General features: G+C 66.5%; 21 protein-coding genes. 11 read left to right on the plus strand and 10 right to left on the minus strand.

What is annotated here, in order from left to right:
* Positions 1–31 precede the first annotated feature (31 nt).
* The 6 genes from ACFPK0_RS13485 (at position 32) to ACFPK0_RS13510 (ending at position 4,998) form a co-directional block, all read left to right on the plus strand.
* Positions 32–625 carry a malonic semialdehyde reductase gene (locus ACFPK0_RS13485; RefSeq protein ID WP_056085073.1) on the plus strand — a complete coding sequence of 198 codons (594 nt, stop codon included), beginning with the start codon at positions 32–34 and terminating at the stop codon, positions 623–625.
* A 39-nt stretch (positions 626–664) separates the two neighbouring features.
* Positions 665–1,249: a YceI family protein gene (locus ACFPK0_RS13490; RefSeq protein WP_377341446.1), complete on the plus strand. Its 585-nt coding sequence runs from the start codon at positions 665–667 to the stop codon at positions 1,247–1,249.
* Positions 1,250–1,389: 140 nt separating this feature from the next.
* On the plus strand, positions 1,390–1,599 hold the full coding sequence (locus tag ACFPK0_RS13495; protein ID WP_377341448.1) for a zinc-finger domain-containing protein: 210 nt from the start codon (positions 1,390–1,392) through the stop codon (positions 1,597–1,599).
* Positions 1,600–1,676: 77 nt separating this feature from the next.
* Positions 1,677–2,801, plus strand: coding sequence for a glycosyltransferase (locus ACFPK0_RS13500; protein WP_056085077.1), 1,125 nt, complete (start codon positions 1,677–1,679; stop codon positions 2,799–2,801).
* A gap of 164 nt (positions 2,802–2,965) precedes the next feature.
* Positions 2,966–4,237, plus strand: a complete 1,272-nt coding sequence (locus ACFPK0_RS13505; protein WP_377341451.1) for an O-antigen ligase family protein — start codon at positions 2,966–2,968, stop codon at positions 4,235–4,237.
* The gene (locus tag ACFPK0_RS13510; protein WP_056085080.1) at positions 4,234–4,998 is read left to right on the plus strand and encodes a glycosyltransferase family 2 protein; all 765 of its coding nucleotides are present in this window, start codon (positions 4,234–4,236) and stop codon (positions 4,996–4,998) included. Before ACFPK0_RS13505 ends, ACFPK0_RS13510 begins: the two co-directional genes overlap by 4 nt.
* Here the strand turns inward: ACFPK0_RS13510 and lpxL are convergent.
* A complete protein-coding gene (gene lpxL / locus ACFPK0_RS13515; protein WP_377341453.1) occupies positions 4,992–5,918 on the minus strand; it encodes an LpxL/LpxP family Kdo(2)-lipid IV(A) lauroyl/palmitoleoyl acyltransferase in 927 nt (308 codons plus the stop codon). The genes ACFPK0_RS13510 and lpxL overlap by 7 nt on opposite strands.
* A gap of 238 nt (positions 5,919–6,156) precedes the next feature.
* Here lpxL and waaA point away from each other — a divergent pair, with 238 nt between their 5' ends.
* The gene (gene waaA, locus ACFPK0_RS13520; RefSeq protein ID WP_056085083.1) at positions 6,157–7,422 is read left to right on the plus strand and encodes a lipid IV(A) 3-deoxy-D-manno-octulosonic acid transferase; all 1,266 of its coding nucleotides are present in this window, start codon (positions 6,157–6,159) and stop codon (positions 7,420–7,422) included.
* 65 nt (positions 7,423–7,487) lie between these two features.
* Here the strand turns inward: waaA and ACFPK0_RS13525 are convergent, their stop codons facing one another.
* Positions 7,488–8,840 (minus strand): TolC family outer membrane protein, encoded by a 1,353-nt coding sequence (locus ACFPK0_RS13525; protein WP_056085085.1) that lies wholly within the window; start codon positions 8,838–8,840, stop codon positions 7,488–7,490.
* A 34-nt stretch (positions 8,841–8,874) separates the two neighbouring features.
* Entirely contained in the window at positions 8,875–9,534 is a 660-nt protein-coding gene (locus ACFPK0_RS13530; RefSeq protein ID WP_377341456.1) for a protein-L-isoaspartate O-methyltransferase family protein, read from the minus strand.
* Between the two features lie 231 nt (positions 9,535–9,765).
* Here ACFPK0_RS13530 and ACFPK0_RS13535 point away from each other — a divergent pair, with 231 nt between their 5' ends.
* Entirely contained in the window at positions 9,766–10,416 is a 651-nt protein-coding gene (locus ACFPK0_RS13535) for a TetR/AcrR family transcriptional regulator (protein ID WP_377341459.1), read from the plus strand.
* A gap of 154 nt (positions 10,417–10,570) precedes the next feature.
* On the plus strand, positions 10,571–11,167 hold the full coding sequence (locus tag ACFPK0_RS13540; protein ID WP_377341461.1) for a ferritin-like domain-containing protein: 597 nt from the start codon (positions 10,571–10,573) through the stop codon (positions 11,165–11,167).
* Positions 11,168–11,203: 36 nt separating this feature from the next.
* Here the strand turns inward: ACFPK0_RS13540 and ACFPK0_RS13545 are convergent, their stop codons facing one another.
* Genes ACFPK0_RS13545 through ACFPK0_RS13555 form a run of 3 tightly spaced genes read right to left on the minus strand, consistent with a single transcriptional unit; the run spans position 11,204 to position 14,536 of the window.
* Positions 11,204–12,220 (minus strand): zinc-binding alcohol dehydrogenase family protein, encoded by a 1,017-nt coding sequence (locus ACFPK0_RS13545; protein ID WP_377341462.1) that lies wholly within the window; start codon positions 12,218–12,220, stop codon positions 11,204–11,206.
* A gap of 47 nt (positions 12,221–12,267) precedes the next feature.
* On the minus strand, positions 12,268–13,299 hold the full coding sequence (locus ACFPK0_RS13550) for an aldo/keto reductase (protein WP_377341464.1): 1,032 nt from the start codon (positions 13,297–13,299) through the stop codon (positions 12,268–12,270).
* 19 nt (positions 13,300–13,318) lie between these two features.
* Positions 13,319–14,536 (minus strand): MFS transporter, encoded by a 1,218-nt coding sequence (locus tag ACFPK0_RS13555; protein ID WP_377341466.1) that lies wholly within the window; start codon positions 14,534–14,536, stop codon positions 13,319–13,321.
* 99 nt (positions 14,537–14,635) lie between these two features.
* On the opposite strand from ACFPK0_RS13555, the gene ACFPK0_RS13560 reads away from it, so the two are divergent.
* Both ACFPK0_RS13560 and ACFPK0_RS13565 read left to right on the plus strand, forming a co-directional pair.
* Entirely contained in the window at positions 14,636–15,544 is a 909-nt protein-coding gene (locus ACFPK0_RS13560; RefSeq protein ID WP_056607615.1) for a LysR family transcriptional regulator, read from the plus strand.
* 46 nt (positions 15,545–15,590) lie between these two features.
* On the plus strand, positions 15,591–16,616 hold the full coding sequence (locus ACFPK0_RS13565) for a DUF2333 family protein (RefSeq protein WP_377341468.1): 1,026 nt from the start codon (positions 15,591–15,593) through the stop codon (positions 16,614–16,616).
* Between the two features lie 422 nt (positions 16,617–17,038).
* On the opposite strand, the gene ppa is transcribed toward ACFPK0_RS13565, so the two are convergent.
* The 4 genes from ppa to ACFPK0_RS13585 form a co-directional block, all read right to left on the minus strand.
* Positions 17,039–17,584 (minus strand): inorganic diphosphatase, encoded by a 546-nt coding sequence (gene ppa / locus ACFPK0_RS13570; RefSeq protein WP_056085099.1) that lies wholly within the window; start codon positions 17,582–17,584, stop codon positions 17,039–17,041.
* Between the two features lie 105 nt (positions 17,585–17,689).
* Entirely contained in the window at positions 17,690–18,538 is an 849-nt protein-coding gene (locus tag ACFPK0_RS13575; RefSeq protein WP_377341470.1) for a 2OG-Fe(II) oxygenase, read from the minus strand.
* Positions 18,539–18,624: 86 nt separating this feature from the next.
* Positions 18,625–20,697, minus strand: a complete 2,073-nt coding sequence (locus ACFPK0_RS13580; RefSeq protein WP_377341496.1) for a prolyl oligopeptidase family serine peptidase — start codon at positions 20,695–20,697, stop codon at positions 18,625–18,627.
* Positions 20,698–21,012: 315 nt separating this feature from the next.
* Positions 21,013–23,064 (minus strand): sodium-translocating pyrophosphatase, encoded by a 2,052-nt coding sequence (locus ACFPK0_RS13585; RefSeq protein WP_377341472.1) that lies wholly within the window; start codon positions 23,062–23,064, stop codon positions 21,013–21,015.
* Between the last annotated feature and the right edge of the window lie 164 nt (positions 23,065–23,228).

Here is a 23,228-nt window from a genome sequence, read left to right on the forward strand (position 1 = left end):
CGTTGGCGTGCGCATGCCTTGGAGGATACCCATGAGTGATTCGCTTTCGGAGATGGCGCTGGATCAATTGTTTCGCGAGGCGCGCACGTTCAACGCCTGGTTGCCGCAGGACGTGACCGACGAGCAGTTGCATCAGCTCTACGCGCTGGCCAAGTTCGGGCCCACCAGCGCCAACGCCTCGCCGATGCGGGTGATCTTCGTGAAATCCGAGGAAGCCAAGGCCAGACTGGCGCCGCACCTGTCTGACGGCAATCGCGCCAAGACGATGGAGGCGCCGGTCACCGCCATCATCGGTACCGATCACGAATTCTATGAGCGCCTGCCGCAACTCTTCCCGCACGCCGACGCGCGCAGCTGGTTCGTCGGCAACCAGCCGCTGATCGACACCACCGCCTTTCGCAATGCCAGCCTGCAGGGCGCCTACGTGCTGATGGCGGCACGGGCGTTGGGGCTGGATTGCGGCCCGATGTCGGGATTTGACCAGGCCGGCGTGGATGCGGCATTTTTTGCCGGCACCGCGGTCAAATCCAACTTCCTGATCGCCATTGGCCATGGCGATCGCAGCCGCAATTTCTTCCCGCGCAGCCCGCGGCTGTCGTTCGACGAAGCCTGCCGGATCGCCTGATCCTTTCCCTTGCACCTGTTACCCACCTGGAGATTCACCATGCGCGCATTTCGTTATCTCGTTGTGGCCAGCCTGCTCGGCGCCGCCGTCTCGGTGCAGGCTGCCCCGGTGACCTACAAGCTCGACCCCGACCACACGATGGTGCTGTTCAGCTGGAACCACTTCGGCTACTCCAACCCAACCGCTGACCTGGGCCTGGGCGAGGGCACGCTGGTGTACGACGAGCAGCACCCGGCGCAGTCGAGCGTGCAGGTGACCTTGCCGCTGGACCGCCTCGACACGCACGTGGCGGCGCTGGACGAGCACCTGAAGAAGCCGGACTTCCTCGACGCCGGGAAGTACCCGACGGTGACCTTCAAGAGCACGGCGGTGCAGCCGCTGGGCGGCAACAAGTTCAAGGTCACCGGCAACCTCACCGTGCATGGCGTGACCCGGCCGGTCGTGCTGGATGCCACCTTGAACAAGATCGGCCCGCATCCGATGAGCAAGGCGCAGTCGATCGGCTTCGACGCCACCACCAGCCTGAAGCGCTCCGATTTCGGCGTGGGCGCCTATGTGCCCAACGTCAGTGACGAGATCACCATCCGCATCACCACCGAAGGCTCGGTGCCGAAGGCGAAGTAAGCCGGTCGAGATCGGCCAAGGCAGGGCGGCTTCGGCCGCCCTTGTCGTTTGGCCTGCCAAAAACACAGCGTACCGGTCAGCCAGCGGCCAGCCGCGCCTGCTACCATTTGCGGCTTGATGGTCTGTCTGGAGTTTCGTCCATGTCGCGCCCCCTTCCCGCGGCCGTCCCGCTGATACCGGCAAATGCCGAAAATCGTTACGAAGTGACGCGCGCGGACCTGCCGTTGTCCTGCCCGATGCCCGGCATGGCGTTGTGGAATTCGCATCCCAAGGTGTACCTGCCGATCGTCGATGACGGCGGCGAGTCAACCTGCGCCTACTGCGCGGCCCATTACGTGTTGCGCGACTGACCACGGGCGCGGCGTGATGCGACCGGCGGCATGGTTTCTGCTTGTCCCCTGCGATCAATGCCCCGAAACGTGAGCCCATGTCCAGCACCATCGCGCCCGACAAGCTGCTGACCGTTGTCCAGCTGATTCCCGCCATGCACGCGGGTGGTGCGGAGCGGTCGGCGTTGGAGATCAGTCGTGCCCTGGTACAGGCCGGGCACCGCTCGGTGGTGATTTCTGCCGGTGGCCGGCTGGTGGCGCAGTTGCAGGCCGAGGGCGGCGAGCACATCACCCTGGATATCGGCCGCAAATCGCTGCTCACCCTGTTGCGGCTGGGCAAATTGCGGCGCGTGCTGCGGCAGCTTCGCCCCGACATCGTGCACGCGCGCTCGCGCCTGCCCGCGTGGCTGGGCTGGTGGGCGATGAAGGGGCTGTCGCCGCGACCGCATTTCATCACCACCGTGCATGGGCTCAACTCGCCCTCGCGCTACAGCGCCATCCTGCTGCGCGGCGAACGCGTGGTGGCGGTATCGCAGACGCTGCGCGATTACGTGCTCAGCCACTACCGCTGGCTGGAACCGGGCCGGGTGCGGGTGATCCCGCGCGGTATCGACCCGGAGGCGTTCCCCTACGGCCATCGTGCCGACGATGGCTGGAAGACCTCGTTCTTCTCCGAATACCCGTCGTTGATGGGCGCACCGCTGCTGACGCTGCCCGCGCGCGGCACGCGCCTGAAGGGCCATCACGACGCGATCGAACTGGTCGCCGACCTGAAGGGCCGCGGCATCGATACCCGCTTGCTGCTGCTGGGCGTGATCGAGCCGGGCCGCGAAGCCTATGTGGCGGAGTTGAACGAGCTGATCCGCGCGCGCGGCGTCGGCGCCCAGGTGGTGCTGACCCCGCAGCGTGACGATGTGCGCGACATCTACGCGGTGTCCACCCTGATCCTGCAGTTGTCGAACCAGCCTGAATCGTTCGGCCGCACCGTGGTCGAGGCCTTGTCGCTGTGCCGGCCGGTGCTCGGCTATGCGCACGGCGGCGTAGGCGAACTGCTGGCCGAGCTGTACCCCGCCGGCCGCGTGCCGCCGGGCGACCGCGAACGCCTGGCCGAACGCGCCGCCGAACTGCTGCGGGTGGCCCCACCGATTCCCTTGCTGCACAGCTACCGCCTGGCGGACATGCAGCAGAACACGCTGGCGCTGTATCGCGAGGTGGCCGGCTAAGCGGTCTGCGCTTTTGTGGGAGCGGCTTCAGCCGCGATGCTTTTCCCCCGAAGCACCTCGAAGCCAGGAGCATCGCGGCTGAAGCCGCTCCCACAGGGGGCGCGCACGCCACCACCGCGACGCGCTCGCCTACAATGCGCTTTTCCTCCCGCACAGGCTGGCGCATGACCTCCCTTGGAACCACGCTGGGTGCCGCGCTGCGCTCGCCCCTGCTGCCGTTCTGGCTGGTGATCGCGCTGCTGCCGTTTGGCCGCAGCGCGGAACTGGGGACCTTCCTGTGCCTGCTCGGCGTGGTGCTGCTGTTCGCGCGCCAGCGTGATGCGTTGCGCGAGCACGCGGGTGCCCGGATGTCGCTGTGGCTGCTGGGGGCGTTCATCATTGCGGCGCTGTTGTCGGCTTTCGATTCGTATGCGCCGGGAAAAAGCTGGGGCACGGTGGCGGGCCAACTGCGCTATGTGCCGCTGGTCTTGTACGCCTGTTTCGCGATACGGCGGGACAGCAAGCTGCAGGCGCTGTTTGTCGCCGTGGCGCTGGTGCTGGCGTTGTGGGTGCTGGATGCCTGGGTGCAGGCACTTACCGGCTGGAGCCTGGGCGGCCATGCCGAGGCCGAGCGGGTGTCAGGCATCTTCGGCGCGGACAATCTCAAGCTGGGCCCGACCCTGGCGGTGCTGTCGCCGTTCGCGCTGTGGGCGGCGCGGCGGCGCTGGGGCTTGCGCGGGCTGCTGCTCGCCTTCGCGCTGGTGCTCGGCCCGGTGCTGCTGGCTGGTTCGCGCGCCGCGTGGTTGAGCTATGCGCTGGTGGCGCTGGGCTTCGCCTGGCATGAGGCGCGCTCGCTGCGGCGGTTTGCGCTGTTCTGCGTATTGGGCGCGGCATTGTTGGCGCTGGCCGGTGGCGTGGCGTGGAAAACCTCACCGCGATTCCAGGTGCGGATGGATCGCACCTTGCTGGCTCTGCACGGCACCGACAGCTCGCTCGATGCCGCGCTCAGCGGCCGGCTGGATATCTGGGAGACCAGCGCGCGCATGATCGCCGACCATCCGCTCAATGGCGTGGGCGTGCGCGCGTTTCGCTACGCCTACCCGCATTACGCGCCGCCCGATGACCACTTCCTGGTAGCCGAACCCTGCGGCACCGGCCTGGGCGCCTGCCATGCGCATCAGGTCGTGCTGGAGGTTCTCACCGAAACCGGCGCGCTGGGTTTGCTGCTGTGGCTGGCGGCGGTGGCGCTGGCGTGGCGTGCGTGGCGCAGCGTGGGTGCGGCGGCGCGTTCGCGCGCTTTCCCCGTCACGCTGGCGCTGGGCGTGATGCTGTTTCCGCTGAACACCAGTCTGGCCTTCTATTCGGCTTGGTGGGGCCTGCTGTTTGCCTGGTTGCTGGGGCTTTGGTGTGCGGCGCTGTACGTGGTGGCGGATGTCGACGGGGCGAGCCGCCGATGACGGCCGCGCGCGAACCGCTGTCGGTGGTGGTGACCAGCTTCAACAGCGCCGCCACGCTGGATGCCTGCCTGCGCGGCGTGCGCTGGGCGGACGAGATCGTGGTGCTGGATTCCGGTTCCACCGACGCCACGGCGGCGATCGCCGCGCATTACGGCGCGCGTGTCCACGTGCAGCCGTTTGCCGGCTACAGCGCGCAGAAGCAGGCGGCGATCGATCTGGCCAGCCACCGCTGGGTGTTGCTGCTCGATTCGGACGAGTCGCTGGCCGAAACCGCCGCCGTGCCCCTGCAGCAGGCGCTGCACGCGCCGACGCACGTGGCGTACCAGTTGTGGCGGCGGGAGTGGCAGTTCTGGCGCTGGCAGTCGGGCCGGGCGCGGCTCAACCACTACGTGCGGCTGTTCGATCGGCAGCACGCGCGCATGAGCGGCCACGCGGTGCACGAGGAAGTGTGCGTCGACGGCTCCGTCGGCGTGCTCGATGTCACCATCGATCACCATGGCGAGCGCGATATTGCCGGGCGCGTGGCCAAGGCGGATCGCTATTCAAGCCTGCAACTGGGCGACCTCGCCCGGCGGCGGGTGCGCTGGTTGCGCCTGCGCATGGTGGCGTACCCCACGGTGGCCTTTCTGCGCTTCTACCTTTTGCGCGGACACTGGCGCTCGGGCTGGGCCGGCTTCATTGCCGCACGCATCCACGCGTTCTACGCGTTCCTGAAATACGCCAAGCTGTACGAGTCGCGACGCCAGCGGCGCGATCAGTAGATCGGCGGCTGGCCCGGCGGGCGGGTCTTGAAGCGCTTGTGCGCCCACAGGTATTGCGTCGGCGCCTCGCGCACCATCTGTTCGATGCAGCCGTTGATGCGGGCGGTGTCGTGGTGCACGTCGGTGCCGGGGAAATCCTGCAGCGGCGCACCCAGCCGCAATACATAACCCTCGCTGCCCGGCAGGCGGCGGTGGAAAAAGGGAATCACCAGTGCGCCGGACATCCGCGCCAGATGATGGGTGGCGGTGATGGTGGCCGCCGGCACGCCGAAGAACGGCACGAACACGCTGTCCTTGCTGCGCATGTCCTGGTCGGGCGCATACCACAGCGTGCCGCCGTTGCGCAGGTATTTCACCGTGCCGCGGAGGTCCTCCTTCTCGAACATCGCGTCGGCATAATCCAGCCGCGCGCGCAGCACGTTCCACTCGAACACGTCCGAATCCATGCGCCGGTACATGCCGGCAATGCGGATACGCTGCGATACCAGCCGCGCGCACAGTTCCAGATGCGAGAAGTGGCCGCCCACCAGCAGCACGCCCTTGCCCTGGGCGCGTGCCGCCGCGAGATGCTCCAGTCCTTCAACCTCAAGCGGGATTCGCGCGATCTGGCGGTCGCTGCCCATCCAGCCCAGCGCGAACTCCACCAGCATCAGGCCCACGTCGCGCAGGTTGGCGTCGATCAACGCCGCCTGCTCGGTGGCACTCAGCTCGGGGAAGCACAACCCGATGTTGACCTGCACGATGTGCCGCCGCGGCGAAGGCAGCCATTGCACCAACGCACCCAGGCGCCGGCCCAGCCACAGCAACGCGGGATACGGCAGCCGCGCGATCAGCCGGATCACACCCACGCCCAGCCATGCCGGCCAGTGACGCGGCGACAACAGGGAGCGGGTAAAGGGAGGTCGGGAAGCACCAGGCATTGGCGCTAGTGTAATTGGCCGGGAATGGGGAAAGGGGAATCGGGATTCGGGATGACCAGCCGTTCGGCTGTTGAGAGCCGGGATTCGGGGGGAGGCATCGCACACTTCCACCGATCGCCCTGAGCGTAGCCGCGCAGCGGCGGAGTCGAAGGGCGGGCGCGATGAAGCTTCGACTTCGTCGCGATCGGGTCGCTCCTTCCCCGCTCTCGTATACTGCGGCGCTACCACGGAGCTACGCGTGCGTTATCTCTACACCTTCGCGATGTACCTGGCGATGCCGTTGATCGTGCTGCGCCTGTTGCTGCGCGGGGTGCGCTCGCCGCCCTACCATCGACGCTGGTCGGAGCGGTTCGGCTTTTTCGATGCGCCGGGTTTCAACGGCAGCCTGTGGGTGCACGCCGTATCGGTGGGCGAGGTCAATGCGGCCGAGCCCCTGATCAAGGCGCTGCGCAAGGACTATCCCAACGCGCCCCTGGTCATCAGCACCGTCACCCCGACGGGCATGGCGCGCGTGCACCAGTTGTTTGGCGACGCGGTGTTTCACGTCTATCTGCCGTACGACCTGCCGTTCGCGGTGAACCGCTTCCTGCAACGGATCCGCCCGCAGTTGGCGTTGATCGTGGAAACCGAGATCTGGCCGAACCTGTATCACGCCTGCCACAAGCGCGGGGTGCCGATGATGATCGTCAACGCGCGCCTGTCCGATCGCTCGCTACGCGGCTACCGATTCCTGCGCGGCACCGTGCGCTCGGCGTTGCGCTGCGTGCAGGTGATCGCGGCGCAGTCGGTGGCCGATGCGGCGCGTTACCGCCTGCTGGGCGCCGAGCCGCAGCAAATCGTGGTCAGCGGCAACATGAAGTTCGACATGCGCATACCGCCCGATGCCGCCGCTGCCGGCGCCAGCATGCGCCGGCAATGGGGCGGCGAACGCCCGGTCTGGATGGCTGCGAGCACGCACGAGGGTGAGGAGCTGGCGGTACTGGAAGCACATCTGCAGGTGCTCAAGCAGTTTCCCGACGCGCTGCTGCTGATTGCGCCACGCCATCCGGAACGGTTCAAGCTGGTGGAGCACGCCGTGCACACGCTGGGTTTTCCGATGGCCACGCACAGTGCCGATGGGCTGCCGGCGGCGTCGCACCAGGTGTTCCTGATCGACGCGATGGGCTTGCTGATGCCGTTCTACGCGGCGGCCGACCTGGCTTTCGTGGGTGGCAGCCTGGTGCCCATCGGCGGCCACAACGTGCTGGAGCCGGCCGCGCTGGCCCGGCCGGTGCTGGTCGGGCCGCACACGTTCAATTTTGCCGAGATCACGCTCACCCTGATTCGCGAGGGTGGTGCCGAATGCGTGGGCAGCAGCGACCAGCTTGGCGGCGACGTGCTGCGGCTCTTGCTCGACGACGAGAAGCGCGCCCGGATGGGGCGCGTCGCGCACAAGGTATTCGATCGCGAGCGCGGCGCCGTGCGGCGCGTCATGCAGATGGTGGACGCCTTGCTGCAGGAATGAGCGGCGGTGGTTGATACACGAAAAAGGCCGGGCATGCCCGGCCTTTTTCATGCGCTTGCCGCGGCCTACTGCAGCAACGTGTTGATCGCTTCCATGTCCTTGATGTCCGCCGTGCCCGAGGACTGCTTCAGCATCAGCTTGTTCAGCACGAACTGGTGGCGCGCCTGCGAGTACTCGCTTTCGGCCTGGGTGAGGTTCTGGATCTGGATCAGCACGTTGGTCATCGTCTGCGTGCCCACGTCGAAACCTGCGCGGGTCGCTTCCAGCGCCTTCTTGCCCGAATCCACCGCCGCCCGGGTCGACTCGACCTGCGAGATGCCGGCGATCACCGAGCGGTAGTTGTTGAGCGTGGTGCGCACCACCTGGCGGCGCTGCGACTCGAGCGCGTCCTGGGCCGAGTCGCGCTGGTAGATGGACTGCCGCACCCGTGACTGGGTGGCGCCGCCGGAGAAGATCGGCACGTTCAGGGTCAGCCCGATGGTGGTGGCGCCGCGGTTGTCCTGGCGACCACTGCCGATGTTCTGGTACCAACTGGTGTTCTTGCCGTAGCTGACGTTGGCGGTGATGGTGGGCAGGTGGCCGGCACGCGCCGCGCTGATGTTGTGCTCGGTGGTTTCCACGTTGCTGCGCTGGGCCAGCAGGTCGGGGTTGGTTTCCAGTGCCTGCTTGACCCAGGTATCCGGGTCGTTCGGGGTGGGTGGCTGCATCGGCAGGTCTTCACGCAGCTTCTTCAGCTCGCCGGTGGGCTTGCCGGTGATCTCGGTCAGCGCTTCGCGGGCATCGTTGAGCGCGTTTTCCGTGGCGATCGTGTTGGCCTTGGCCGCCTCGTAATACGACTTGGCCTGGTACACGTCGGTGATCGCCGAAAGGCCGACCTTGAAGCGCTGGTTGGATTGCTCGTACTGCTGGCGGTAGGCGTCTTCGTTGGCCTTGGCGTAGGCCAGCTGATCCTCGCCGGTGAGCACGCCGAAATAGGCCTGGGTGACGCGCACGTACAGCTGCTGCAGCGCGGACTGGTACAGCTCGTCCTGCGCCTGGGCGGCGGAGTGCGCGGCCTTGAGGTTGGCGTATTCGCTGAAGTCCAGCACCGTCTGGCTGAGCTGGGCGTTCACGCTGCGCGTACGGGTGTGACCGAACTCGCTGGTGTTGATGGTCTGGGTGGGATCGGTGGGATCGCGCACCAGCTCATGGTTGCCGCCGTTGGTCTGCTGCAGCGACAGCCCTGCGGAAATCTGTGGCAACAACAGTGCGCGCGCCTGGTCGACGTTTTCGCCAATGGACAGTCGCGTGGCGTCCGCCTGCATCAGCACGGGGTCGTTGGCGCGGGCTTCACGATAAGCATCCAGCAGGTCTTCGCCATGACTGGGCAGTGAAACGGCGGCCATCGCCAGGGCCAGTGTGAGCAGCTTCAAACGCATGGGTTGCCTCGTAGGGGAAGTCGGGGGCGGAAATTCAGAGAACGAAAGGTTGAAGTGGCTCGGCGTGCTGCAGGTAGGGCAGGTCGGTCTCGAACAGGGTTTCCTCGCGGAAACGACCTTCGCCTTCGAGCGTCAGCAACACAACTTGTTGCACTGGCGACTTGCCGCGCACGATCACCGCGCGGCCACCGGGCTTGAGCCAGCCCAGCCAGCGCGGCGGGATAGTGGCGACCGCACCAGTGACGACCAGCGCGTCGAACTGCTCATCGGGCTGCCAGTCGACAACGGCCTCGCCCGTGGCCAGGTTGACGTTGGTCACGTTTGCCGCCTGCAGCCGCTGGGTGGCGGCGGCGGTGAAATCGGCATGGATGTCCACGCTGGTGACATGCGCCGAAAGCCCGGCCAGGCAGGCGGCGAGAAAACCCGAGCCGGTGCCGATTTCCAGCACGCGGTCGGTGGGCAGCAATTCCAGCGCCTGCAGTACGCGGCCTTCGACCACGGGTTTCATCATCACTTCGCCATGGCCCAGCGGCAGACACAGGTCGGCAAACGCCAGCCGGCGGTGTTCGGCAGCCACGAAATCCTCGCGCCGCACGCGGCCGATGACGTCCAGCACGCGGCCGTCCAGCACCTCCCACGGGCGGACCTGGTTCTCGACCATGTTCAGTCGTGCCTGCTCGAAGTTCATTGCCATTTCAACTGGTGTCCCGTGAGTCGGAAAAGGTGAAGAAGAATAAGCGTCTGGCCACATTCCGACAATCACAGCGTGACGGCCCCGCCCGCCGCCACGTAGTGCCGGAAGTCATCGCGAATGGTTGACGCACGTCATTGAGCGCCTATGACATACGCGGGAGAATGGCGTCTGGAAAATAATTGTACCGCCGCGTATAATAAAGGGCAGACTCTCATTTGTGAAGGTGCGGGCATGATTAGCGGCGCGCAAATAAAGCCACAGGGACCGGGCCGCCCCAAAGACATGGAAAAACGGGCGGCGATCCTCGCTGCGGCGAAGGCATTGTTCATACGCAATGCGTTTGCCGGTACCAGTATGGATGCCATCGCCGCCGAGGCGAAGGTTTCCAAGCTGACCGTGTACAGCCATTTCGGCGACAAGGACAACCTCTTTCGCGAGGTGATCCGTTCCCGCATCGAGGACCTGCTGCCCGAGGACATCTACCAGTTCGACCCCAATGTGGGCATCGAGCAAACCCTGCACGCCATCGCCCAGGCGCACATGCATATCGATTGCCAGGCCGAGCATGTGGGTACCTTCCGGGCGATCCTCAGCGACTGCCGCCAGGGCAATCCGCGCTACGGCAAGCTGCTGTGGGAAGAGGGCCCGGCGCGCATGCACCGCCTGATGGAAAACCTGCTGCAGCAGGCGGTCGACCACGGCGCGCTGGACATTCCCGTGGTGAAGACGGCCAGCGTGCAGTTCTTCTCGCTGATCAAGGGCGACATGCTGCTGCGCCGGCTGTTCGGTTGCGACGAATGCCCGGAGACCGCTGCCGCCGAAATCGAGGCGATGGCGCGTACCGGCGTCAACACCTTCCTGCGGGCGTACGTTCCGCGCTGAGTGCGCCGCCCCTCGCGCGCCCTGTTTTGAACCGGGCGCGCCGGGCCATTGGTTGGGCGCATCGCGGCATGCGCCCGGCCGCGTTTACACGATCACCACGCAGGCGGGGCGTAAGCTTCCCGGATACGCGTTTCGGCGTAACGAGGAAACCTGCATGGCCGCCAAGAACCAACCCTTCCTTTCCGATATCCAGACCATCCGCAGGCGTGCGCGCGAGCACATGCAGCGGGGCGCGGTCACCGACAGCTACACGCTTGATCGCGATGTCGTGCTGAAGCTGCTGAACGAGGCGCTGGCGACCGAACTCGTCTGCGTGCTGCGCTACAAGGCGCACTTTTACCTGGCGTCGGGCATCAATGCCAAAAGCGTGGCGGCCGAGTTCCTCGAACATGCCAACGAGGAGCAGGGCCATGCCGACCAGATTGCCGAGCGCATCACCCAGCTCGACGGCACGCCCAACTTCGAACCCGATGGCCTGTCCACCCGCAGCCATGCCGAGTTCGTGGTGCCGGACGACCTTGCCGGCATGATCGAGGAGAACCTCGTCGCCGAGCGCATCGCGATCGACAGCTACCGCGAAATCATCAACTACGTGGGCGACCGGGACACCACCACCAAGCGCATGCTCGAAGGCATCCTCGCCGTGGAAGAGGAGCACGCCGAAGACATGAAGACGCTAATGGAGGATTTCGGCAAGAAGGGCGAGCCGGCCAAGCCGTCGCCCGCGAAAGCCGCCGGCAAACGCGGCTGAACTTTCGAGGGGTGGCGCTTGCCACCCCTCATTCGTTCACCAGCCGGCCAGCACCAGCTTCCCGACCGTGGTGCCCGATTCGAGGCGGCGGTGTGCCTCGCGCAGGTTGGTTGCATGGATGGGCGTGAGCGTTTCGGCGCGGGTGCCGCGCAATTCCCCGGCATCGATCAGTGCGGCCACGCGGTCGAGGATGCGCCCCTGCTCGGCCTGGTCGGCAGTTTTGAAACGTGGGCGGGTGAACATCATTTCCCAGTGGATGCCGACCGCCTTGGCCTTGTACGGATCGCCGATCCGCAGCGCGCCTGCAGGCTCCACGATCAGGCCGACATGACCCTGCGGGGCGATGAGCTCGCCCACGGTTTCCCAGTAGCGATCCGTATCGGCAAGATTCAACACCGCGTCGACCTGGCTCATCCCCAGCGCCTTCAACTGCGGCGCCAGCGGTTCGCGGTGGTTGATCACATGCTGCGCGCCCATCGTCTGGCACCACGCCACCGTTTCGTCGCGCGACGCGGTGGCGATCACGGAGAAGCCCGCGCGCCGCGCCAGCTGGATCGCGATCGAACCCACGCCACCGGCCCCTCCGATGATCAGCAAGGTCTTGCCCTCGCCGCCGTGCTCGCTGTCGAACGGCATGCGCTGGAACAGCAGTTCCCACGCGGTGAGTGTGGTCAGCGGCAGCGCCGCCGCGTCCGCCAGCTCGATCGATTTCGGGGCGCGCCCGACCAGCCGTGCGTCCACCGTTTGGTATTGCGCATTGCTGCCGGCACGGGTGATGTCGCCGGCGTAGTAGACGTGGTCGCCGGGGCGGAACCCTTCCACGCTGGCACCCACCGACTCGACCACGCCGGCCGCGTCGTAGCCCAATACCTTCGGTTGCGCCTCCACCTGCGGCTTGGGCGAGCGCACCTTGGTGTCGACCGGATTCACCGACACCGCCTCCACCCGCACCAGCAGGTCGTGTGCGCCCGGTTCGGGCATGGGCAACTCCACGTCGACCAGGGAGGCGGGGTCGTCGATGGGCAGGTAGCGGGTGAGGGCAACGGCTTTCATGTGGTGCTCCAGTGATTCGGGTGGGGATTCGGCGTGCGCCGTGCGGTTCATACCGGCGGCGGATTGCGTTCGGCGAACGGGCCATTCCAATAGGGGTAATAAGGGTAAGGTGGCGTGACGGCGCTGGCCGCGTCGAGCGCGGCGATCTGCCCGGGCGCAAGTTGCCAGCTGGCCGCTTCAAGGTTATGCCGCAGCTGGGTTTCGTTGCGGGCGCCGATCAGCACACTGGACACCGTGGGCCGCTGCAGCAGCCAGTTCAATGCGATCTGCGGCACGCTGCGGCCGGTCTCCGCGGCCACGGCGTCGAGCGCGTCGACGACGCGGTACAACCGCTCCTCTTCCACCGGTGGCGCAAAACCCGCGGTGTCGTGCAGGCGGCTGCCTTCGGGCCAGGGCTGGCCGCGGCGAATCCTGCCGGTGAGGCGTCCCCAACCCAGCGGGCTCCACACCACGGCGCCGACGCCCTGGTCGAGCCCCAAGGGCATCAGTTCCCACTCGTAGTCGCGGCCGATCAGCGAGTAGTAGGCCTGGTTCGCCACGAAGCGCGCATAGCCATGGCGGTCGGCGATTGCCTGCGATTTCATGAGTTGCCAGCCGGAGAAATTCGACGCGCCCAGGTAGCGCACCTTGCCCGCGCGCACCAGATCGTCCAGCGTCGACATCACTTGTTCTACCGGCGTCATCGCGTCGAAATGGTGCAGTTGCAGCAGGTCGATGTAGTCGGTGTCCAGCCGCTTCAGCGCGCGCTCGACGCCGCCGATCAGGTGATGGCGCGAGGCGCCGACATCATTGGCGCCGTCGCCAACGCGCAGGCTGATTTTGGTCGAGATGATGGTCCGATCGCGCCGGCCTTTCAGCGCCGCGCCCAGGATCGATTCCGAAGCGCCGTCGGAATAGACGTCCGCGCTGTCGAACAGGTTGACGCCGGCGTCGAGACAGATGTCGACCAGCCGGGTTGCCTCGGCCACGTCGGTTCGACCCCACGCGCCGAACAGCGGGCCCGTGCCGCCGAATGTGCCGGTGCCGAAACCGAGTGCGGGCACCTTGAAGCCGGAGCTGCCCAGATAGCGGTATTCCATGGTGATGTCCTCGCGAAAGTCAGGGCGCGGCTTCCACGCACGCCGTGGTGGCCATCCGTTGCGATGGCCTTGCATCCAGCCGCACGCTGTACAGCGCCACGGCCAGTCCGAGCAACGGCAGCAACGCGGCGGCCCAGGTCACGGCACCCAGGCCGGGACCGTGGCTGATCACCACGCCACCCAGCCAGGCGCCGATCGCGTTGCCGAGATTGAACGCGGCGATGTTGAAGCTGGACGCCAGCACCTGGCCGCCGGTGGCTTTCTGCAGCACGCGCAACTGCAGCGGCGCCACGGTGGCGAACCCCACGATGCCGAACAACGCACTGAACGCGATCATCGCCGGCTTGCTGTGCAGCGCGAATGTCATCGCGCCCAGCACGATCGCCAACGCGACCAGCGAGCCCAGCAGCGTCATCACCAGATGCTTGTCCGCCAGCCGGCCGCCGAGCAGGTTGCCCACCACCATGCCGCCGCCGAACACCAGCAGGATCGGCGACACCGCACTGTCGGCGAAGCCGGTGACGCGGGTGAGGATGGGCTGGATGTAGGTGAACATCGCAAACACCCCGGCGAAGCCCAGCACGGTGATCAGCAGGCCGAGCAGGACTTGCGGATGCGCGATGCCCTTCAGTTCCTCGACGAAGTTCATCGGCGCCTGCTCGCCGCGGTCGGCGGGCACCAGGGTGGCGATGATGACCGTGGCCAGCACGCCGATCGCGCTGACCGCCCAGAACGTGCTGCGCCAGCCGAAGTGCAGCCCCAGCCACGCGCCGGCCGGCACGCCGAGCAGGGTCGCCACGGTCAAGCCGGTGAACATGATCGAGATGGCCGACGCCTTGCGATCCTCCGCCACCAGCCCGGTCGCCACCACCGCGCCCACGCCGAAGAAGGTGCCGTGGGCCAGCGAGGTAATCACCCGCGCGATCATCAGCACCGCGTAGCCGGGCGCCAGTGCGCTGGCCAGGTTGCCGATGGTGAAGATGATCATCAAGGCGATCAGCGCGGTCTTGTGCGGTAGCCGGCTGGTTGCCGCCGTGAGCAGCGGCGCGCCCACGAACACGCCCAGCGCATAACCGGAGATCAGCAGGCCGGCCGTGGCGATGCTCACATGCAGGTCGGCGGATACCTGCAACAGCAGGCCCATGATCACGAACTCGGTGGTGCCGATGCCGAACGCGCCGGCGGTCAACGCGTACAGCGCCAGCGGCGTGCGTGGCCGGGTGGAAAGGGAGCGCATGGCGGCAGTCCTGAAGAAACGATGCGGCAGCTTAGGCAGTTGCGTTTTATTCCGTAACCATCAAGATGGCTAATCATTTTCAACGAAACATTGATAGCCATGGATCGCATCGGCGACCTCAGCCTGTTTCTGCGAGTGCTCGACCTGGGTTCGATCAGCGCCGCCGCGCGCAGCCTGGATCTTTCGGTGGCGGTGGCCAGCCAGCGCCTGAAGCGGCTGGAGCGCGAGCTGGGCGTGCGCCTTTTGCACCGGACCACGCGCCAGCTGCATGCCACGCCCGAGGGCATACAGCTGGCCGAGCAGGGTCGCGCGCTGGTGGAGGACCTGGAATCGCTCACCGGTGGACTGCGCCAGAGTGCCACCGAGGTCAGCGGCACGCTGCGGGTCACCATGTCCGCTGCGTTCGGCAGCCAATACGTTTCGCCGCTGCTGCCGGAGTTTCTCGGCCTGCATCCGCGGGTGAAGCTGAGCGTGAATCTCGATGACCAGGTCGTGGACCTGGTCGGCTCCGGCTTCGACCTGGGCATCCGCATCGGCGACATGGGCGACTCGGCGCTGGTGGCGCGCCGGCTGGCCAGCAACCGGCGCGTGCTGTGCGCGTCGCCGGCGTATCTGCAAAAGCACGGGTTGCCACGCACGCCGGCGGATCTGGCCACGCACGACTGCCTGCTGCTGGTCGGCAGCCAGGGCAGGCAGGATGTGTGGCACTTCACGGACCGCGAGGGGCGCGACATCGCGCAACGGGTACAGGGCCGTTTCGAGAGCAACCAGGGCGCGCTGTTGCGCGATGCGGTGGTAGCCGGGCTTGGCATCGCGATGCATTCGCTGTGGCATGTGCACGAGCCATTGCGCAGTGGCCAGTTGCAATTGTTGCTGCCGGACTACCCGATCCACACCACCGGCATCTACGCGGTGATGCCGCAGCGCCGATTGGTGCCGCCGCGGGTACGTGCCTTCATCGATTTCCTGGCCGGACGGTTCGGCGACCATCCGCCGTGGGAGTGTTGAGCGGCGTTGTAAGCTTGCTGCATCCCCGCCAGCCACAGGAATCCCGATGCCCACTCCGGACACAACGAATCCGCCGCGCCGCGGCCTGTTGCGCGGTATCGCCGCCGCCATCGCGCTGGTGTTGCTGCTGGTGCTGGCGCTGATGTGGTGGTGGGATGCCGAGCCGCCGCTGTTCGATCCGCCCACCGTCGCGCAGGCCCAGTTGCAGGACCTGAAGCGACCCGCCAGCGTGGGCGCCACCACCACCGCCACCCTGATCGAATCGGTGCGCACGCTGCTGGACAAGCGCGGCGGCTACCTCAGCAACGACAAGCTGCCGCCGGGCGCGTGGATGGACAACGTGCCGAACTGGGAGTTCGGCTCGCTCACCGCCTCGCGTGACCTGGTGCGCGCACTGCGCAACGACTTCAGCCGCTCGCAGGCGCAATCCACCGAAGACAAGGACCTGGCCGAAGCCGATCCGCTGCTCAACAGCCCGAACGACCGCTGGCTGCTGCCCAGTTCCGAGAGCCAGTACAGCAAGGCGATTGGCCATCTGGACGGCTATCTGTCGCGCCTGGGCGACGACGAGGGGGCGTCGGCGCATTTCTACGCCCGCGCCGACAACCTGGCCGATTACCTGCAGCTGGTGTCGTCGCGACTGGGCTCGTTGTCGCAACGGTTGTCGGCCAGCGTGGGCCAGATGCGCATCGGCGATGCCGGCGCCGACCAGCCGGCCTCTGCCAGCACCAGTGCCCTGGCCGCGCCCGCCCGTAGCCAGCTGGTGAAAACGCCCTGGACAAAGATCGACGACAACTTCTACGAGGCGCGCGGCTACACCTGGGCGCTGCTGGAGCAGCTCAAGGCCATGCAGCATGATTTCGGTCCCATCCTGCGCAGCAAGCACGCCGACGTGAGCCTGCAGCAGGTGATCCGCGAGCTGGAGGAAGCCCAGCGCCCACTGCACAGCCCGATGGTGTTGAACGGCTCGCCGTTCGGCTTCTTCGCCAACCATTCGCTGGTGATGGCGAACTACGTGTCGCGCGCGAATGCGGCGATCATCGATTTGCGGGAGTTGCTCAAGCGGGGTTGAGCGGGGGCGAAGAGCGAGGAGCCGCGGCGGTCGGATGAGGCCGGATGAGGCCGTAATTGCCGCACCTCAGCGCCAGAGAGCACCGTAATACCCTCTCCCCTGCGGGGAGAGGGCAGGGGAGAGGGGGCGGGTGCTTGCGGGAGAGCTGATGAGGCAGCTTCCGTGCGCCGTGGAAAGCTGCGTTGGAGCTTCCCCGCAGCGTGTCCCCCTCTCCCAACCCTCTCCCCGCAGGGGAGAGGGGATTACGGCATGTGCCGGCTTTGAGGTGGGCGGGTGTGGGTTCCGGGCGCCGGGAAGAAGCTTCTTGGAGCTTCCCCGCGGCGTGTCCCCTCTCCCAACCTCTCCCCGCGGGGAGAGGAGATTACGGCATTTACCGGCTTTGAGGCGTGCCGTTACGGCAGCGTCCGGTTTGCCGGTTCGCCTCAGGCTTTCGCCTTCTTTTCCGCCTGGTAGCGGGCGATGCCGGCGGTGATTTCGGTTTTGGCTTCTTCGGCGCCGACCCAGCCGGCGACCTTGACCCACTTGCCCTTCTCCAGGTCCTTGTAGTGCTCGAAGAAGTGGCCGATGCGCTCCAGCCAGTGCGGCGAGACGCCTTTCATGTCGTTGATGTGTGCGTAGCCCGGGAACACCTTGGGCGAGGGGATCACCACCAGTTTCTCGTCTTCGCCGGCTTCGTCGGTCATCTTCAGCATGCCGACCGGATGGCAGCGGATCACCGAGCCCACGGTCAGCGGCAGGGGCAGGATCACCAGCGCGTCCAGCGGGTCGCCGTCGCCGCCCAGGGTACCGGGCACATAACCGTAGTTGCACGGGTAGCGCATCGGCGTGGACAGGATGCGGTCGACGAAGATCGCGCCGCTTTCCTTGTCCACCTCGTACTTCACCGGCTCCGCGTCCTTGGGGATTTCGATGATGACGTTGATTTCTTCCGGCACGTTGCGACCGGCGGGGACGAGATGCAAACCCATGGGGTGTCCTAGGCAAGAGAGGGGAAAGTCAGCCGCCTAGGATACGCCAAACCTTGCTGCATCGCAGCGGCCGGGGCTGCCGCGCGGGTCGTGGCGGGCGACGGATCAGCGCCTGGAACCCTGCCCGAAGGGCCGTTCGCGGAGCCAGTGGGTGGCGATCCATTTCTCGCCCTGGAGCACCGGCAAGCCGGCGTGCAGTGAGCTCTGATCGCCGCCCTCGTAGGCGAAATAGACCGCCGACCCGCGTCGCGCCGCCACGGTGAGCCCGATTTCGGGGAACGCCGTGCCGCCGCCGCGTTCGGGCGTGTTGAGGTACATCACCACGCTGGCGATGCGCTGCCCCGCGCGGGCGGTGAGTTTGTCGTACCCGGGCAGGGCCGGGTCGAACCAGTCGTAATGCGGCTCGTACTCCTGCCCGGGACCGTAATGCAGGATCTGCAGGCCCTCGCCGTGGCTGGCCGGTACGCCAAGCAGCTGCGCCAGGCGCTGCTCGATGGTGGCGACCAGCGGCGTCTCGCCCGCGCGAAAGAACATGCCCTCGCTGGTGCGGCGGTGATCGACCTGCTGTTTGCCCTCGCTGTCCACGGTCAGCGCGCGCTGCAGGCGCGGCCGTGCCAGTTCGATCAGGTCGGCGCATTCCCGTTCCGACAGCAGGCCGTCGAGCACACGCAAGGCCGGCGCGTCGACGCTCACCGGAATGCCGATGGTGCGCCCGTCGATGACGACTTCCGGTGCCTCCGGGTGCCTCGTGCGCAAACCGCCCGGTTTGCCGGTGCTGGCGTGCAGGGCGGCCAGCGGCAGTTTCATCACCTCGGCCACGATGCTGCGGCTCTGCCGTGGGTCGTAGCCGTTTTCCTTCATCAGGCGCAGGACGTCATCGACGCCATGGCCGGCCCGGGTGGTTGCGAGAATCCATTTGCGCAGTTCAGGACTGATGGTGACGCGAGGGTACATGTGGGGGCAGTCGGGCTGATCGAGGAAGCGCAAAGCTTACCTGCCGAACCGCCGGCAGGTTGCGATACCCCGGCGCTGGCTTTCCGCTACTTCAACTGATCCCACAGGAAGTCGTACGCCATCGCGTGCATGTGCGCGGATTGCCGGTTGTCGGCACCGGCGCCGTGGCCGCCTTCGAGGTTCTCGTAGAACCACACGTTCGGATGACCTTGCGCCTGCATGCGCGCGGCCATCTTGCGCGCCTGCACCGGGCCCACGCGGTCGTCGCTGGTGGCCGTGTAGAACAGCACCGGCGGGTAATCCACGCCTTTTTTCACGTTCTGGTACGGCGAGAAGGTCTTGATGAAGTTCCAATCGGCGCTGTCGGGGTTGCCGTACTCGGCCATCCACGAGGCGCCGGCGGAAAGGTGGATGTAGCGCTTCATGTCCAGCAGCGGCACCTCGCAGGCGATGGCGCCGAACAGTTGCGGATACATGGTGAGCATGTTGCCCATTAACAGGCCGCCGTTGCTGCCGCCCTCGGCGCCGAGATGGTCGGGCGAGGTGACGCCGCGCTTGATCAGGTCTTTGGCCACCGCCGCGAAGTCCTCGTAGGCACGCGGGCGGTTGGCTTTCAAGGCGGCCTGGTGCCACTGCGGGCCGTATTCGCCGCCGCCGCGGATGTTGGCGATCACGTAGACGCCGCCGCGCTCCAGCCAGGCACGGCCGATGCTGCCGCTGTAGTGCGGCTGCAGCGAGACTTCGAAACCGCCGTAGCCGTACAGCAGCGTGCGGTTGCTGCCGTCGAGCTTGATGTTTTTCGGGGCGATCTCGAAATACGGCACGCGAGTGCCATCCTTCGAGCTCACGAAATGCTGGCTCACGGTAAAGGCCGAGGCGTCGAAGAACGCCGGGTCCTGCTTGATCGTGGTGGCCGGCTCGCTGCCCAGCACGCCGCGTTGCAGCGCGGTGGGCGCCAGGAAACCGGTGACGTCGAGCCAGTATTCGTCGCTGTGGTCGGGGTCGGTACTGACCACGCTGATCGTGCTCATGCCCGGCGCGCCGGGCAGGCTTTCACGCTTCCAGTCGCCCGCCTGCGGTGTCAGCACCTCGAGCCGGCTCTTCACGTCGTCCAGGATGTCCAGGATCAGGTGGTGCTGGGTCCAGTCGTACGAGGCGAGCGAGGTGTGCGCATCGGGCTTGAACAGAACCGTGAAGTGCGGCTTGCCAGCCATGAACGCATCGAAATTCGCCGCCAGCAGTGCACCGGACGGGTAGGTGGTGCCGCCCACCGTCCATGGCGAGCGCGTCTGCACCAGCAGCCATTCGCGATGCGCATCGGCGCTGGCGTCGGTGGGTACGTCCACGCGTACCAGCTTGCCGTCGATGCGCTGGTACAGCTCGCTGTGGAAGAAGTCCTTCGCCACGGAGACGAAATCGCGCTCGAAGCCCGGCGTGCGGTCGTGGTAGGCGCCGACGGCCAGGTCCTTGGATTTGCCCTCGTACACGATGGTGGCCGATGACAGCGGCGTGCCGCGTTTCCACTCCTTGACGATGCGCGGATAGCTCGACTCGGTCATCGTGCCGGGGCCGAAATCCGTGCCGACGTAAAGCGTGTCGTCGTCGATCCAGCCGGTTTCGGTCTTCGCCACCGGCAGGTCGAAGCCGCCTTTCACGAACGATTTGCTGGGGATGTCGAATTCGCGCACGGCCACCGCGTCACCGCCATCGGGCGACAGCGAGATCAGGCAGCGGTTGAAATCCGGCTTCAGGCATTGCGTGCCCTTGAACACCCAGCGCTTGTCTTCGGCCTTGTTCAGCGCGTCCACGTCCAGCAGCACTTCCCAGTCGGGGTTCGCCTTGCGGTATTCGGCCAGCGTGGTGCGGCGCCATACGCCGCGCGGATGCGCCTTGTCGCGCCAGAAGTTGTAGAGGTAATCGCCGCGGCGGTTGACGTCGGGGATGCGCGCGTCGGAGTCGAGCACTTCTAGGATGCCGTCGCGGGTTTTCTCGAAACCTGCGCCAGCGGCGAACCGCGCCGCCGTCTTCGCATTCTCCTTTTCCACCCAGGCCAGCGGGCGGGCGCCGTGGATGTCTTCCAGCCACAGGAAGGGATCGTCGGTGGCTGCCGTAGTGGCGGGTTGGGCGGTGGTCTTGTCGCGGGCATGGGCGTCGTTCATGCCCGTCAGTGTGACGCCCAGCGCCAGCATCAGCCAGACCGATCGATTCATTGTCATGGGAGGTCCTGCGATAAGTGATCTGTCGCCAGTGTGCCATTGCGTAACGGTGGGCACGCGTGACTAAAGTCAGTGCGGAGGGTGGGGCATGGGGCAGAAAAGGCGAACCCCGCGTGGGCGGGGTTCGTTTGGAGATTCGGCGTGGTGTCGGCCAGGAGCGCGAGGTAGGTGAGTTGGTCTGCGCTTGAGCTCCCTCTCCCCAACCCCTCTCCCGCAAGCGGGAGAGGGGCGATGGTGCCGGGCAGGCGTTGCTTTGTTTTACAGCAAGGGAATCAGCAGCAGTGCCACGATGTTGATGATTTTGATCAAGGGGTTTACCGCGGGGCCCGCGGTGTCCTTGTACGGGTCGCCCACGGTGTCGCCGGTGACGGCGGCCTTGTGTGCTTCCGAGCCCTTGCCGCCGTGGTTGCCGTCCTCGATGTACTTTTTGGCGTTGTCCCAGGCACCGCCGCCGGTAGTCATCGAAATGGCCACGAACAGGCCGGTGACGATGGTGCCGATCAGCACGCCGCCCAGCGCTTGCGCGCCGGCTTCGGGGCCGCCAAGCCATTTGAAGCCGAAGATCACCAGCACCGGCACCAGCACCGGCAGCAGCGACGGCAGGATCATTTCGCGGATGGCCGAACGGGTCAGCATGTCCACCGCGCGCGAATATTCCGGCTTGGCGGTGCCGGCCATGATGCCCGGGATATCACGGAACTGACGGCGCACTTCCACCACCACCGCACCGGCCGCGCGGCCGACGGCTTCCATCGCCATCGCGCCGAACAGGTACGGGATCAGGCCGCCGATCAGCAGGCCGATGATCACGTAATGGTTCGACAGGTCGAAACTCACGATGGCGCCATTGAAGTGCTGGCTGAGGTTGTGCGTGTAATCGGCAAACAGCACCAGCGCCGCCAGTGCCGCCGAACCGATCGCGTAGCCTTTGGTCACCGCCTTGGTGGTGTTGCCCACGGCGTCCAGCGGGTCGGTGACGCCGCGCACTTCCGGCGGCAGGTCGGCCATCTCGGCGATGCCGCCGGCGTTGTCGGTGATCGGGCCGTAGGCGTCCAGCGCCACGATCATGCCGGCCATCGACAGCATGGCGGTTGCTGCGATGGCGATACCGTACAGGCCGCCCAGCGCGTAGGCGCCCCAGATCGCGGCGCATACCGCGATCACCGGCCACGCGGTGGATTTCATCGACACGCCCAGACCCGCGATGATGTTGGTGCCGTGGCCGGTGGTGGAGGCGGCCGCGATGTGCTGCACCGGCTTGTACTGCGTGCCGGTGTAGTACTCGGTGATCCACACGATCGCGCCGGTCAGCGCCAGGCCGATCAGCGTGCAACCCCACAGGTTCATCGCGCCGTGGCTGAAATCGGGCATCAGGCGCGTGGTGATGGGGTAGAAGGCCACCGCCGCCAGCACCGCCGACACCACCACGCCCTTGTACAGCGCGCCCATGATCGAGCCGCCCGGTTTCACCTTCACGAACAGCGTGCCGATGATCGAGGCGATGATCGACACCGCGCCCAGCAGCAGCGGATACAGCACCGCGTTGGCGCCAACTTCGCTCACCATCAGGCTACCCAGCAGCATGGTGGCAATGACAGTGACCGCGTAGGTCTCGAACAGGTCGGCGGCCATGCCGGCGCAGTCGCCCACGTTGTCGCCCACGTTGTCGGCGATCACCGCGGGGTTGCGCGGGTCATCCTCGGGAATGCCGGCCTCGACCTTGCCGACCAGGTCCGCGCCCACGTCCGCACCCTTGGTGAAGATGCCGCCACCCAGCCGCGCGAAGATGGAGATCAGCGAGCTGCCGAAGGCAAAGCCCACCAACGCGTGCAGCGCCGGCTCGCCGGTGATGCCCATGCGGTTGAGGATCAGCCAGTAACCGGCCACGCCCAGCAACGCCAACCCCACCACCAGCATGCCGGTGATGGCGCCGCCGCGGAACGCCACGTCCATCGCCTTGCCCAGACCGCCGCGTGCCGCCTCGGCGGTGCGCACATTGGCCTGTACCGAAACGTTCATGCCGATGTAGCCGGCCGCGCCGGACAGCGCGGCGCCCAGCAGAAAGCCGATCGCCGTCGGCCAGCTGAGGAAAAAACCGATCAGCAGAAGCAGCACCACGCCGACCATCGCGATGGTGGTGTACTGGCGGTTGATGTAGGCGCGGGCGCCTTCCTGGATCGCCGCCGCGATTTCCTGCATCCGTTCATTGCCTGGCGATTTCGCCAGGATCCAGCGTGCCGACAACGCGCCGTACAACACCGCCACTACGGCACACCCCAGAACGATCCACCAGCCATACTGCTGCAGCATCGGAGCCTCCCCTTGAGTTGTCAGTGGCCGTCCGGACGGGCGGTCGCATCGAGTATAGGCAGAGGTTGGCGCGCGGAGCGTTGTGCGGCGCAGCGTCTTTCCGGATGGCCGGAAACAACGAGGCCGTGCACGAATGCACGGCCCCGGTTATTGCAACTGCGTGT

This window comes from Rhodanobacter ginsenosidimutans, assembly GCF_042655685.1.
Lineage (GTDB): Bacteria > Pseudomonadota > Gammaproteobacteria > Xanthomonadales > Rhodanobacteraceae > Rhodanobacter > Rhodanobacter ginsenosidimutans.